This window comes from uncultured Microbacterium sp. (genome assembly GCF_963528945.1).
Taxonomy (GTDB): Bacteria; Actinomycetota; Actinomycetes; order Actinomycetales; family Microbacteriaceae; genus Microbacterium.
The window spans coordinates 202452-214756 of record NZ_CAURWX010000003.1; the positions used below are offsets into that span (position 1 = coordinate 202452).

The following is a 12305-nucleotide window of genomic DNA, read 5'->3' on the forward strand; positions in this document are numbered from 1 at the left end:
CGTCACCTGCGACGACTACACCTGTACATGCGCGGACGGACTCAGACCGGATCGGGTAGTCACAGGATTCCGCGCCACGGAGAGCGCATCGCGCTCCCGAGCCCCCGCCGAATCGGGTCGGCGGGGGCTTCTCCGTTCCCGCGGGGCGCACGGAGCGAACGGATGCGACGACCGATCAGTCGGCCGCGGGGACGAGCACGATCTTGCCGCGCAGCGAGCCGTCGGCCGCCGCGGCATGCACCTCGGCGAGCTCGTCGAACCCGACGCGACGGGAGTCGACCAGCCGCAGTCGGCCGGCGTCGACGAGCGACACGAGATGCGCGAGCTGTGCGGGATCGCTGCGCACGAACACCGTCTCTGCACGCACTCCTCGACCCTCGTCACCGGGGGTCGGCATCCACGCCGTCGTGCTCACGACCGCGCCGCCGTCGCGCACGAGCCCGACCAGCGCCGCGAACTCTGTCGGCTCGATCGGGGCGAGGTTCAGCAGCAGGTCGACCGGCGCCGTGACCGCATCGCCGACCGAGGTCGTCGTGTGATCGACGATTTCGTCGGCTCCGGCCGCCGCGACCGACGCCCGGCTGCGCGGACTCGCCGTGGCGACGACCTGCGCCCCGGCATCCTTCGCCAGCTGCACCGCGTACCGCCCGACCGTTCCCCCAGCGCCCAGGATGAGCACGCGCTGACCGCGCTTCAGCCCCCCGAGATCGAACAGGGCCTGCCACGCGGTGAGGCCCACCGAGGGGAGAGCCGCGGCATCCGCGAGGTCGGGCGCGGCCGGTGCCGCCACCAGCAGCTCGACGGGAGCGATCGCGTATTCGGCGCTCGCCCCGTCGTCGGTCATCGACAGGAATCCGACCACGCGGTCGCCGACCGCGAGTTCGTCGACGCCCGGACCCGAGGCATCGACGGTGCCGGCGAGGTCGTAGCCGGGGACATGCGGGAGCGAGACGGGGAACGGGAGCGTGCCCGCGCGGATGCCCCCGTCGGCGGGGTTGAACCCGGCGCCGGCGACGCGCACCCGCACCTGGCCCGCTGCCGGTTCGGGGATCTCGACCTCGTCGACGCGCAGAACCTCGGGGCCGCCGAGCTGGTGGAAACGCACTGCCTTCATGATGTCCTCTTCTCGTCAAGTGCTTCGATGTTGAAGCACCTGCTCACCGTAGCAGTGCTTCAACATCGAAGCAAGTAGTTCGATCTCGAAGCACGTAAGATGGGCGCATGGCATCCGACTCCCCCGCCCTCGACCCCGCCGAGCTGGGCGTCTACTTCTCGCTCATCGAGGTCAGCAGCCTGCTGCGGCACGCGGTCGAGCAGCAGCTCCGCGAGGCCGGAGGACTCAGCTACGTGCAGTTCCAGCTGCTCGCGACCCTCGGCGACTCACCCGACGGCAGCCAGCGCATGACCACGCTCGCCGACGGCGTCGTCTACAGCCGCAGCGGACTCACCCACCAGGCCGGACTGCTCGAGAAGATGGGCCTCGTCACCCGCGCCCCCTCGCCCGACGACGAACGCGGGGTGACGCTCACCATCACCGCGCGCGGCCGCGACGTGCTCGCCGCCGTGTTCCCCGGGCACATCGAGGTACTGCGCGCCCTCTTCCTCGCACCGCTCGACGCCGACGACATCGCCGCGCTCGCCGGCCCCCTCGAGCGCGTTCGCACGCACATGCGGCAGATCCCGCCCCGGTCGGCCGCACCCCGGCGGAGGAAGAGCGCGGATTGAGGCGGGTGAGCAGCCGGCCTCAGCCGAGCAGCTCGACGATCATCGCGTTCGCCATGCCGCCGCCCTCGCACATGGTCTGCAGGCCGTAGCGTCCGCCCACCGCGTCGAGGTGATCGACGAGAGTGCCGAGCAGGCGGGTGCCCGACGACCCCAGGGCATGCCCGAGCGCGATCGCCCCGCCGCGGGGGTTGAGCTTCGCGGGATCGGCACCGAGCTCGGCCGCCCACGCGAGCGGCACCGACGCGAACGCCTCGTTGACCTCGTACGCGTCGAGGTCGTCGATCGTCAGGCCCGACCGCTCGAGGAGACGGCGGGTCGCCGGGATCGGTCCGGTCAGCATCATCAGCGGGTCGTCTCCGACGACCGCGAAGGAACGGATGCTCGCGCGCGGCGTGAGGCCCAGAGACGCCGCGCGCTCCGCGCTCATCAGCACGGCGGCCGAGGCGCCGTCGGTGAGGGGCGAGGAGTTCCCCGGGGTGATGCGCCACTCGAGCTGTGGGAACCGGGCCGCGAGCTCGTCGGTGCGGAACGCGGGGTGCAGGCCGGCGAGACCCTCCGCGGTGGTGCCGGGGCGGACGGTCTCGTCGGCGACCGCATCCGGTGCCTCGTCGACCGCCACGACCGTGCGATCGAAGAAGCCCGTGGCCCAGGCATCCGCCGCCCGTCGATGCGACTCGGCCGCGTAGGCGTCGAGCACGTCACGGTCGAGACCCCAGCGCTGCGCGATCAACTCGGCCGAGACGCCCTGGTTCACCAGGCCCTCGGGGTACCGCGCGCGCAGCCGGGGCGACATCGGCGACCCGCCCGACGCCGACGACCCGAGCGGCACACGGCTCATCGACTCGACCCCGCCCACCACGACCACGTCGTAGGCGCCGGCGATGATGCCCTGCGCCGCCTGATGCACGGCCTGCTGACTCGACCCGCACTGCCGGTCGATCGTCGCCGCCGGCACCCGCTCGTCGAAACCCGCGGCGAGCACCGCCTGGCGGGCGATGTTCGTCGACTGGTCCCCCACCTGGCTCACACAGCCCAGCAGCACGTCGTCGACCTCGCGGGAGTCGAGGCCGCTGCGGTCGAGCACCGCCTGCAGCACCCCGGCCGCGAGGTCGACCGGATGCACGTGCGACAGCGCCCCGCCCGGCTTGCCCCGGCCCACCGGGGTACGGACCACATCGATCAGAACGGCTTCGCTGCGCGCACTCATCCCCCCATTCTGCGCCCCTGTAACGCCGTCGTCACACGGCCTGCATAGAATCGACGACGCGCCACGACCCCGGCGCATCCCGCTTCATGCTCGCCGCGATCCGGCGCGCCCGCACTCCGAGGACCCACCATGTCCCATGACCCGATCACCGTGTCCATCCGCCGCGAGGTCGACCCCGCCCGCATCGCCGAGGCGACCGCGTGGGTGCAGACCGGCGTGAACCTCGCCAACAAGTACCCGGGATTCCTCGGATCGGGCTGGGTGCGGTCGGGCGATGAGACCAACGTGTGGCACATGCTCTACCGCTTCACCGACGAGGCGACGCTGACTGCATGGGAGCAGTCGGGCGAGCGCGGCTGGTGGCTGTCGATGGGCGAGGGCTTCGTGCGCAGCGAGCGCTCGCGGCGACGCACCGGCATCGAGGGCTGGTTCGACGAGCCGACCACCGGCACCGTCACGGTGCAGACCCCGGGCGGCACGACAGAGGTCGCCGTGGTGAACGCGCCCCCGCGGTGGAAGCAGGCGGTGTCGATCTGGCTCGGGTTCTTCCCCGTGAACCTCGCCTTCACCTACGCGATGTCGCCGGTGCCGGGGTGGGACGGTTTGCCGATCTGGCTGCGGGTGCTCACGACGACCCTCGTGCTCACGCCGATCATGGCGTACCTCGTGTTGCCCTGGGTCACGCGCCGCCTCCGCCGCTGGCTCGCCCGCTAGCCCGCGCCTCCGCGCATCCGCTGCATCCGCTCCGGTCGCACTCCGACCCGCGGTGCATCCGTTCCGGTCGCACGAACGGCTCATCTCGCGCGTCATGACGACCGTTCGTGCGACGGGAGCGGAGAGAACGACCGTTCGTGCGACGGGAACGGGAGCGCGAGCGCGGGCGGGGGCGACGGGCGCGGGTGGCGGCAGAGACGGGACGAGCCCGGCATCCGGGAAGGATGCCGGGCTCGTCGCGCGGTGGATGTTGCGGGTCACTCCCAGACGACGGTGGGCTCCTCGGCCCCGAAGTCGACCTTCGGGGTCTCGAGCGTGACGCCGTAGGTCGAGAACGTGCCGCGCTCGCCGGCCGCGTTCTGCGCGTCGAGCGTCACATCGGTCGCGAGGTAGTCGCTGGCCGAGACGACCGTGCCCTCGGTCACGCGGGCGCCGAGGTTCGCGAGCGTCGACTCGCCCTCGGCGGTCAGCGTGCGCGTGACCGTGCCGTCGATCGGGGTGAAGCCGTTGCCGTTCGTGTCGATGTCGGTGACGTCGAGCCCGCACGGGGTGTCGAACGTCTTCATCGCCAGGCATTCGCGCAACGACGCGGTGACCAGTTCGCGGAACGTCGCGATGCCCGACTCACTGAGCACGGGCTTGAGGTCGTACAGCGCCTCTTCGTCGTCGTCGGTCGCGAGACGGTAGGTCGACTCGCCCTCGATCGCGAAGGCCTCCACGCCCACCCCGAACTCGTAGGTGCCGGGGAAGAGCACGAAGCTCTCGGGGGCCTCCACACCGTTGACCGTCAGCTCGAGCTGCTCGAAGCCGTAGGGCGAGGCCGAGACGAGACCGTCGAACATCGTCATATCGCCGTCGTAACCGACGTACACCTCGAAGTCGCGCGACACCTCTTCGCCGCCGACGGTGAAGGTCGCGGGCACGACGACGTCGCCGTACTTGCTCTCCTTCTCCTTGCCGAGCTCGATGTCGTCGATCGCGCCGAGGTCGAGCGATGCCTGCAGCACCTCGTCGGTGAGCAGCGAGTCGTCATAGCTGGACGTGTCGACGTAGCCCTTGGCCGCCTCGGCGTCACCCTCGGAGAGCGCCGTCAGGTACCCCTCGACGAACTCGGTCGGAGTGGATGCCTCGGGTGCGGGCTCGTCGCCGCCCGAGCTGTCGGACCCGCCGGATCCCCGCATCGACAGGGGGATGATGATCGCCGCGGCGATGACCAGCAGCAGCACGACGCCACCGGCGATGATCGCGATGAGTGCGCCGGTCGAGAGCTTCTTCTTGCCGCCGCCCGGGGCGGGCGGGGTGGGGCCGCCGGGGTACGACGGGCCGCCCGGGTACGAGGGGCTGCCCGGGGCGCCGGGGGCACCGGCTCCGTACGGGGCGCCGTACTGCTCGCCGGGCTGACCCGGCTGGCCGGGGTGACTCGGGTACGCCGCGGTCGGCTGCTGACCGGCGTCCGCACCGGGGTGACCCGGCTGACCGGGGTACGCCGCCGTCGGATGCTGACCCGCATCCGCACCGGGGTACGCCGCGGTCGGATGCTGACCCGCATCCTGGCCGGGGTACGCCGCCGTCGGCTGCTGACCCGCATCCTGACCGGGGTACGCCGCCGTCGGCTGCTGACCCGCATCCGCACCGGGGTACGCCGCGGTCGGTGCGCCGTAGGCCGGAGCCGAGGGTGCCGCGGGCGGCGCGTCCTGCACCGGCGACGCAGGGGCGTCTGCGGTCGGGGCATCCGATCCCTGGCCCGGGTCTGCGGCGGGCGCGGGATCCGACGAGGCCGTGCCGGCGCTCGGGAAGGCGTGGCCGCCGAGGGCGGGCTCGACAGGCGGGGCGCCCTGGTCGGACGGCGCCGGGGGCACCGTCGGATCGGGCTGGTGGTCGTGGGGATTCTCCGGCGTCTCGTTCTGGGTCACGCGATTATCGTAGTGCCCTCATACGAGGCAGGAAGGCTCCCTTGACGGGTACCTCTCCCCACCCCTAGAGAGGGTCGACCCGGCATCCGTCGACGATGCCGGGCCGCTCCCCCTCGATTCAGCCCTCGACGTGCCGCTCGTCGACGCCGACGTACTCGGACAGCGGGCGGATGAGCGCGTTCGCCCCGGCCTGCTCGATCACGTGCGCCGTCCACCCCGTGACCCGCGCCGCCACGAACAGCGGCGTGAAGGTGAGGGTGTCGAAACCGATCAGGCTGTAGGCCGGCCCCGACGGGTAGTCCAGGTTGGGGTGGATGCCCTTGCGCTCCACGAACTGCGATTCGAGCGCGTCGTACAGCGCGGCGACGTCGGGGCGGTCGTAGTGCGCGACGAGCGTGTCGAGCGCCGCCTTCATGGTCGGCACCCGCGAGTCGCCCTTCTTGTACACGCGGTGGCCGAACCCCATGATCTTGCGCTTCTCGGCCAGGGCCTTGTCGAGCCAGGCCTCGACGGCATCCGCCGAGCCGATCTCGTCGAAGATGTGCAGCACGGCCTCGTTCGCCCCGCCGTGCAGCGGCCCCTTCAGCGCACCGATCGCCCCCACGACCGCCGAGTACAGGTCGCTCAGCGTCGAGGTGATGACGCGGGCCGTGAACGTCGACGCGTTGAACGAGTGCTCCGCGTACAGGATCATCGAGCGGTTGAAGGCATCCACCACCACCGGGTCGGCTTCCTCGCCGAACGTCATCCAGAGGAAGTTCGCCGAGTAGTCGAGGTCGTCGCGCGGGGCGATGAGGTCCTCCCCGCGGCGGCGGCGCTGCCCGTAGGCGACGATCGCCGGCAGAGCCGCGAACAGGCGGATGCTGCGCTCGAGGTTCTGCTCGGGGCTGCCGCCCGCGTCGAGCACCGACCCGCCCGCACCGGGGTCGGAGGCGCCGATGACGCTCACCGCCGTGCGCACCTCGTCCATCGGATGCGCGTCGAGCGGCACCAGATCGATGGCCTGCTTGACGTTGTCGGCGAGGGCGCGATGCTTGCGCTCCTCGACGCGGAACGCGGCGAGCTCGTCGCCGGTCGGCAGTTCGCCGTGCCAGAGCAGGTACGCGACCGCCTCGAACGACTGGGTGTCGGCGAGCTCCTGCACGGGGTATCCGCGGTATAGCAGGCTGTTCGTCTCGGGGTTGACCTTCGAGATCGCGGTCGTGTCGACCACCACGCCCGCGAGGCCCTTCTTGATGTCGGACTCGGTCATGCTCACTCCTTCGTGACGGTGAAACCGGCGACGCCCGAGTCGAACTGCGTGTACGACTCGTAGTCGATGAGGTCGTAGAGATCGGCGCGGTGCTGCATCTCGCCGAGCATCGAGGTCAGATGCCCCTCGTCGTTCAGCGTATCGAGCGCACGCCCCGCCGCACCCATCGCCGTGCGCAGCAGCGACACCGGCCAGATGACGATGCTCACCCCGGCGTCCTGCAACTGCTGCGCCGAGAACAGCTCGCTCTTTCCGAACTCGGTCATGTTGGCGAGGATCGGCACGTCGAGCGCCTCGGCCATCGCCTCGAACTCGGCGAGGGTGCGCATCGCCTCGGGGAAGATCGCGTCGGCTCCGGCATCCACCAGCGCCTTCGCGCGGTCGATCGCCGCGTCGAGTCCCTCGATCGCGCGAATGTCGGTGCGCGCCATGATGAGGAAGTTCTCGTCACGGCGGGCGTCGGCGGCGGCGCGGATGCGGCGGATCGCGGTGCGCTCGTCGACGACGCTCTTGCCGTCGAGGTGCCCGCAGCGCTTGGGGTTGATCTGGTCTTCGATGTGGGTGCCGGCGAGCCCGGCGTCCTCGAGTTCCTGGATCGTGCGGGCGACGTTCATCGGCTCACCGAAGCCGGTGTCGGCGTCGACGATCGCCGGGAGGTCGGTCATGCGGGCGATCTGCTTCGCACGACCCGCCACCTCGGTGAGAGTGGTGAGTCCGATGTCGGGCACCCCGAGGTCGGCCGAGAGCACCGCCCCCGAGATGTAGACGCCGTCGAACCCCTTCTGCGCGATGAGACGCGCGCTCAGCGGGTTGAACGCGCCGGGGAACCGCAGCAGCTCGCCGCTGCCCAGGCGTTCGCGGAACAGCCGCCGCTTCTCGGCCGGCGTGACGTTCGAGTACAGCATCAGAAGAGGCCCTTCGGGGCGGCGGACTCGTCGATCACGCCGGGCGTCGCGACGATCGAGAGCTCGGCGACCTCGGCGGCCGTGAGCTCGGGCAGGCGCTGCACGAGGTCGAGGAACCGGTCGATCTCGGCGCGGTCGAGCACGGGCGCCGCCAGCAGCCGGAACTTGGCGATGTAGTGCTCGCGGGCGAACGGACGGGCACCGAGCGGATGCGCGTCGGCGACGGCGATCTCGTCGACCACGGTCGTGCCGTCGGTCAGGCGGATCTCGACGCGCCCGCCGAAGGCCTTCTCGTCGGGGTCCTCGGAGTGGTAGCGACGGGTCCACTCGGCGTCTTCGGCCGTGGTGATCTTGTGCCACAGGGCGACGGTGTCCGGGCGCCCGGCCCGCTCGGGGGCGTACGAGTCGACGTGGTGCCACCCGCCGTCCTGCAGCGCGACCGCGAAGATGTACGGGATGGAGTGGTCGAGCGTCTCGCGCGATGCGGTCGGGTCGTACTTCTGCGGGTCGCCGGCCCCCGAACCGATCACGTAGTGCGTGTGGTGGCTGGTGTGCAGCACGATCGCCTCGATGTTCGCCGGGTCGCGCAGCGCGGGGGTGGCGGTGCCGAGCTTGCGGGCGAGGTCGATCCACGCCTGGGCCTGATACTCGGCCGAATGCTCCTTCGTGTACGAGTCGAGGATCGCGCGCTTCGGCTCGCCGGCGGCGGGCAGCGGCACCTCGTACGCGGCATCCTTGCCGTCGAGCATCCAGGCGATCACGCCGTCTTCACCTTCGTAGATCGGGGCGGGGCTGGTCTGGCCGCGCATCGCCCGGTCGACCGCCTCGACGGCCATCTTGCCGGCGAACGCCGGGGCGTGCGCCTTCCAGGTCGAGATCTCGCCCTTGCGGCTCTGGCGGGTGGCGGTGGTGGTGTGCAGCGCCTGGCCCACGGCCTGGTAGATGGTCTCGGCGTCGAGCCCGAGCAGGGTGCCGATGCCGGCGGCGGCCGACGGGCCGAGGTGCGCGACGTGGTCGATCTTGTGACGGTGCAGGCAGATCGCGCGCACGAGGTCCATCTGGATCTCGTAGCCGGTGGCGATGCCGCGCACGAGCGCCCGGCCGTCGGCGCCGGTGTGCTGGGCGACCGCGAGGATCGGCGGGATGTTGTCGCCGGGGTGCGAGTACTCCGCGGCGAGGAACGTGTCGTGGTAGTCGAGCTCGCGCACGGCGACGCCGTTCGCCCAGGCCGCCCACTCGGGGCTGGTGCGGCGGTCGAGGGCCGTGCCGAACAGGTTGGCCCCGACGCCGCCGGTCGAGACGGGGTGGCTGAACGCCTGGGCGCGCGCCGCGACGATCGGCGCGCGGGTGAGGGATGCCGCCGCCACCGACGCGTTGTCGATGATGCGGTTGACGATCATGTCGACGACCTCGGGCTGCACCTCGACAGGGTCGGCGGCGACCTCGGCGATCTTCCAGGCGAGCTGATCCTCGCGGGGGAGGTTCTCGTCGCTGCGGTGGACGCGGACGTGGTGGGTGACGGTCATGGTCTTCCTTCGGTCGCGGGGTCGGTGGCCCGATTGGTCGCAGGGTCTGTCGCCGGGTCGGCGGGGAGGGAGTCGAGGATGCCGGTGAGCGCGTTGTGCAGGTGCACGTGCGTGGCGTGGGCGGCGAGGTCGCCGTCGCGGGCGGCGAGGGCGTCGGCGATCGTGCGGTGCTCGCGGGCGGATGCTGCGAGCCGAGCGGGCTTGTCGCGGGCCATCCGTCGCACGCGCACGAGGTGGGTGCGCACGGTGCGCAGCGCCGAGGCGATGTAGTCGTTTGCGACGGCGGCATCGAGGGCCGCGTCGAAGCGGGCGATGAGCGCGTAGTACGCGTCTCGCCCCGCAGCGGCGGTGAGGTCGACGTCGGCGAACTCGGCAGCGAGCGCCGCGAAGACCTGGGCGTCGCCGCGGGTGGCGGCGAGCCGGGCCGACATCTCCTCGAGTGCGCGGCGGATCTCGAACAGCTCGCGGATGTCGGAGGCATCGAGCGCGGCGACCACGGTCACCCGCGGCGACTGCTGCACCACGAGCCCGTCGGCGGCGAGTCGGCGGAGCGCCTCGCGCAACGGGGTGCGGCTGACCCCGAGCCGCGCGGCCTGCTCGACCTCGCCCAGCACGGCCCCGGCGGGCAGTTCGCCCGACTGGATCTCGTCGAGGAGCATCCGGTACGCCCGGTCGCCCGCCGTGCGCTCCATCGTCATAGGTCGATTGTATACATACGTGGAACTACATGTCGCCTCGCGCGCCTCGTACTGTCGTTTCGTATGCATTCTGCCGCCCCGACCCGAGCTCGAGCGGCGCGGGTTCGCCGAGCTTCACGACCACGACGCCGGCGAGCACGAGGGCTCCCCCGAGCGCCTGCAGCAGATCGGGCAGCTGGCCGAGCAGCAGCCATCCGAACAGCAGCGCAGCGACCACCTCGGCGAGCGCGACGAACGAGGCGAGGCGCGATCCGAGCATCCGCGTCGATGCGATGCCGAGCAGGTAGGCGACCGCCGTCGCGATCACTCCCATCGCCAGCACCGGGACGAACCAGGGCACGCTGCCGAACCGGTAGGCGATGTCGTCGGTGGTCCAGGCGATCGGGAGCACGCCGACGGCTCCGGTGATCGTGAGTCCGAGCGCCCCGAGCAGCAGGCCGCTGCCGGCGAGCGCGAGCGGCGGCAGTCCGGTGTCGGCCTTCGCCGAGAGCACGAAGTAGGTCGCGGCCCCGACCATGGCGCCGAGCGCCCAGAGGATGCCTGCGACGTTCACCTCGGCCCCGGTCACGATGTCGAGCATGAGCACGAGGCCGACGAAGGCGATGGCCGCGCCGACCAGACTGCGGCGGGTCGGCTTCTCGCCGCGCCGGATCCACAGCCAGAGGATGACGGCGACCGGCGCGGTGTACTCGATGAGCAGGGCGAGACCCACGTCCATCACGGCGACGGCCTGGAAGTAGAAGAGCTGCGTGGCCGTGACGGCGAGCAGCCCGTACGCCGCGATGATGCCGAGGTTGCGGCGCAGCAGGTGCCACCGCCCGCGCAGCGACAGCACGGTCGGCACGAGCAGCACGAGGGCGGCGACCCAGATGCGCGCGGTCACGGCTGCACCCGGGGTCCAGCCGGCGTCGATGAGGCCCCGGGCCCACGCGCCCGACATGCCGAAGGCGAGCGCGGCGCCGATGGCGAGGGGCAGCCCCCACCGCACTCCGCGGGGAGGGCGGATGTCATGCGCCACAGTGCTCATGGGATGTGACGCTACGCACCCCGATGTAAGGTGTCAAGATGATCTTCACCGATGACACAACGGATGCTTTGCGGGCCTCCGTGTGGCTCGCGAACTCGGCGGAGCATCCAGACACGCTCGAGAGCCTCGCCGACGAGGCGGCCTTCCTCGAGGAGTTCCCCTACACCGGGCGCATCGACCGCGATCGGCGCGAGCTCGACGAGCTGCGGAGCATCCGCCCCCGCTTGCGTTCGCTGCTGCTCGCGCCGCGCGACGAGATGGCGACGCGCATCAACACAGTGCTCGCCGAGAGCCGCATCGTGCCGCAGCTCGTGCGCCACGGCGACGCCGACTGGCACCTGCACGCCGTCGGCGACGACCGCCCTCTCGCCGAACGCGTGCTGATCGAGACGGCGATGGCCCTGATCGACGTGATCCGCCAGCAGGAGGAGTCGCGCCTCACCGTGTGCGACGACGCGGACTGCGAGGCGATCGCCCTCGACCTCAGCCGCAACCGCTCCAAGCGCTACTGCTCCCCCACCTGCGCCAACCGCAACGCCGTCGCCGCGTACCGCGCCCGCCGCGCCACGCCCTAGCCCCGCCGCCGCGCATCCGGCCGCGCACCCGCCCGCGCACCCGCGCAGCACCTCCTGCGCGCATGAGCAGCGCGCAGTAGACGCCAACCTGTCATAACAGGTATGCTCACCTGTAATGACAGGTGGCGGTCCCGGCCGCGCCCGCAACGACGCACGCCGCACGAGGAGCACCGATGCCCGAGTACCAGACCCCGCCGATCTCTCCGATGGCGATCGCCTTCGATGCCGAGAAGCTCACGCTCTCCCCCGAAGGCCCGACCCTCACCCGGCGGATGTCCGACCTCGAAGGCCTCTTCCTCGACCACGACGCCTGGAAGGCCGCGGCCGAAGGCGACGACCCGGTCGTCTACACCGTCGTCAGCTCGCCCGTGCCCGAGGTCGATCGCGAGCTGCCGCAGTCGATCACCACGATCATGCCCGGCGACACCTCCGGCGAACTGTGGATGACGAAGGGACACCAGCACCCCGACCACCAGGGCGAGATCTACCTCGCCCTGAAGGGCCGTGGCGGTCTGCTCATGTTCGACGGCGAGCGCACCGAATGGCTCGACATGCTGCCCGGCACCATCGGCTACATCCCGCCGGGATGGGCGCACCGTTCGGTCAACACGGGCGACGAGCCCTACGCGTTCCTCGCCGTGTACCCCGGCGGCGCCGGACACGACTACGGCTGGGTTCTCGAGCACGGCATGGGCTCTCGCGCCTACCGCGGCACCGACGGCTCGACCGACCTGCGCCCGTACACGACCGAGGGCTGAGCGAC

The 12305-nt window shown here is 71.3% G+C and carries 12 protein-coding genes; 4 read left to right on the forward strand and 8 right to left on the reverse strand.

Features of this window, described 5'->3' with window-relative positions; translation table 11 throughout:
* Positions 1–175: 175 nt before the first annotated feature.
* A complete protein-coding gene (locus RWS82_RS10885) occupies positions 176–1114 on the reverse strand; it encodes an NADP-dependent oxidoreductase (protein ID WP_314650015.1) in 939 nt (312 codons plus the stop codon).
* A 107-nt stretch (positions 1115–1221) separates the two neighbouring features.
* Between RWS82_RS10885 and RWS82_RS10890 the strand changes: the two genes are divergently transcribed.
* The gene (locus tag RWS82_RS10890; protein WP_314650018.1) at positions 1222–1725 is read left to right on the forward strand and encodes a MarR family transcriptional regulator; all 504 of its coding nucleotides are present in this window, start codon (positions 1222–1224) and stop codon (positions 1723–1725) included.
* Positions 1726–1744: 19 nt separating this feature from the next.
* On the opposite strand, the gene RWS82_RS10895 is transcribed toward RWS82_RS10890, so the two are convergent.
* On the reverse strand, positions 1745–2932 hold the full coding sequence (locus RWS82_RS10895; protein WP_314650022.1) for a thiolase family protein: 1188 nt from the start codon (positions 2930–2932) through the stop codon (positions 1745–1747).
* A 129-nt stretch (positions 2933–3061) separates the two neighbouring features.
* On the opposite strand from RWS82_RS10895, the gene RWS82_RS10900 reads away from it, so the two are divergent.
* A complete protein-coding gene (locus RWS82_RS10900; protein WP_314650024.1) occupies positions 3062–3646 on the forward strand; it encodes an antibiotic biosynthesis monooxygenase in 585 nt (194 codons plus the stop codon).
* Positions 3647–3903: 257 nt separating this feature from the next.
* On the opposite strand, the gene RWS82_RS10905 is transcribed toward RWS82_RS10900, so the two are convergent.
* From RWS82_RS10905 to RWS82_RS10930, 6 genes are all read right to left on the reverse strand, one after another.
* Positions 3904–5559: a hypothetical protein gene (locus RWS82_RS10905; RefSeq protein ID WP_314650027.1), complete on the reverse strand. Its 1656-nt coding sequence runs from the start codon at positions 5557–5559 to the stop codon at positions 3904–3906.
* A gap of 118 nt (positions 5560–5677) precedes the next feature.
* Positions 5678–6811 (reverse strand): bifunctional 2-methylcitrate synthase/citrate synthase, encoded by a 1134-nt coding sequence (locus tag RWS82_RS10910; RefSeq protein ID WP_314650031.1) that lies wholly within the window; start codon positions 6809–6811, stop codon positions 5678–5680.
* A gap of 2 nt (positions 6812–6813) precedes the next feature.
* On the reverse strand, positions 6814–7716 hold the full coding sequence (prpB, locus tag RWS82_RS10915; RefSeq protein WP_314650033.1) for a methylisocitrate lyase: 903 nt from the start codon (positions 7714–7716) through the stop codon (positions 6814–6816).
* Positions 7716–9242 carry an MmgE/PrpD family protein gene (locus tag RWS82_RS10920; protein ID WP_314650036.1) on the reverse strand — a complete coding sequence of 509 codons (1527 nt, stop codon included), beginning with the start codon at positions 9240–9242 and terminating at the stop codon, positions 7716–7718. Before RWS82_RS10920 ends, prpB begins: the two co-directional genes overlap by 1 nt.
* Complete coding sequence (locus RWS82_RS10925) at positions 9239–9940, reverse strand: GntR family transcriptional regulator (RefSeq protein WP_314650039.1); 702 nt, start codon at positions 9938–9940, stop codon at positions 9239–9241. The genes RWS82_RS10920 and RWS82_RS10925 overlap by 4 nt, the downstream gene beginning before the upstream one ends.
* A 25-nt stretch (positions 9941–9965) precedes the next feature.
* Positions 9966–10967, reverse strand: coding sequence for an EamA family transporter (locus tag RWS82_RS10930; RefSeq protein WP_314650042.1), 1002 nt, complete (start codon positions 10965–10967; stop codon positions 9966–9968).
* A 38-nt stretch (positions 10968–11005) separates the two neighbouring features.
* On the opposite strand from RWS82_RS10930, the gene RWS82_RS10935 reads away from it, so the two are divergent.
* Positions 11006–11542 carry a CGNR zinc finger domain-containing protein gene (locus RWS82_RS10935; RefSeq protein ID WP_314650044.1) on the forward strand — a complete coding sequence of 179 codons (537 nt, stop codon included), beginning with the start codon at positions 11006–11008 and terminating at the stop codon, positions 11540–11542.
* Between the two features lie 173 nt (positions 11543–11715).
* A complete protein-coding gene (locus tag RWS82_RS10940) occupies positions 11716–12300 on the forward strand; it encodes a glucose-6-phosphate isomerase family protein (RefSeq protein WP_314650047.1) in 585 nt (194 codons plus the stop codon).
* The last annotated feature ends 5 nt before the right edge of the window (positions 12301–12305 follow it).

What these genes read in the sequence shown, in the direction of transcription:
- RWS82_RS10930 (WP_314650042.1), bottom strand. Translation starts at nt 10,967, where the DNA reads ATGAGCACTGTGGCGCATGACATCCGCCCTCCCCGCGGAGTGCGGTGG.
- RWS82_RS10900 (WP_314650024.1), top strand. Translation starts at nt 3,062, where the DNA reads ATGTCCCATGACCCGATCACCGTGTCCATCCGCCGCGAGGTCGACCCC.
- RWS82_RS10935 (WP_314650044.1), top strand. Translation starts at nt 11,006, where the DNA reads ATGATCTTCACCGATGACACAACGGATGCTTTGCGGGCCTCCGTGTGG.
- RWS82_RS10920 (WP_314650036.1), bottom strand. Translation starts at nt 9,242, where the DNA reads ATGACCGTCACCCACCACGTCCGCGTCCACCGCAGCGACGAGAACCTC.
- RWS82_RS10940 (WP_314650047.1), top strand. Translation starts at nt 11,716, where the DNA reads ATGCCCGAGTACCAGACCCCGCCGATCTCTCCGATGGCGATCGCCTTC.
- prpB (WP_314650033.1), bottom strand. Translation starts at nt 7,716, where the DNA reads ATGCTGTACTCGAACGTCACGCCGGCCGAGAAGCGGCGGCTGTTCCGC.
- RWS82_RS10885 (WP_314650015.1), bottom strand. Translation starts at nt 1,114, where the DNA reads ATGAAGGCAGTGCGTTTCCACCAGCTCGGCGGCCCCGAGGTTCTGCGC.
- RWS82_RS10925 (WP_314650039.1), bottom strand. Translation starts at nt 9,940, where the DNA reads ATGACGATGGAGCGCACGGCGGGCGACCGGGCGTACCGGATGCTCCTC.
- RWS82_RS10890 (WP_314650018.1), top strand. Translation starts at nt 1,222, where the DNA reads ATGGCATCCGACTCCCCCGCCCTCGACCCCGCCGAGCTGGGCGTCTAC.
- RWS82_RS10895 (WP_314650022.1), bottom strand. Translation starts at nt 2,932, where the DNA reads ATGAGTGCGCGCAGCGAAGCCGTTCTGATCGATGTGGTCCGTACCCCG.
- RWS82_RS10910 (WP_314650031.1), bottom strand. Translation starts at nt 6,811, where the DNA reads ATGACCGAGTCCGACATCAAGAAGGGCCTCGCGGGCGTGGTGGTCGAC.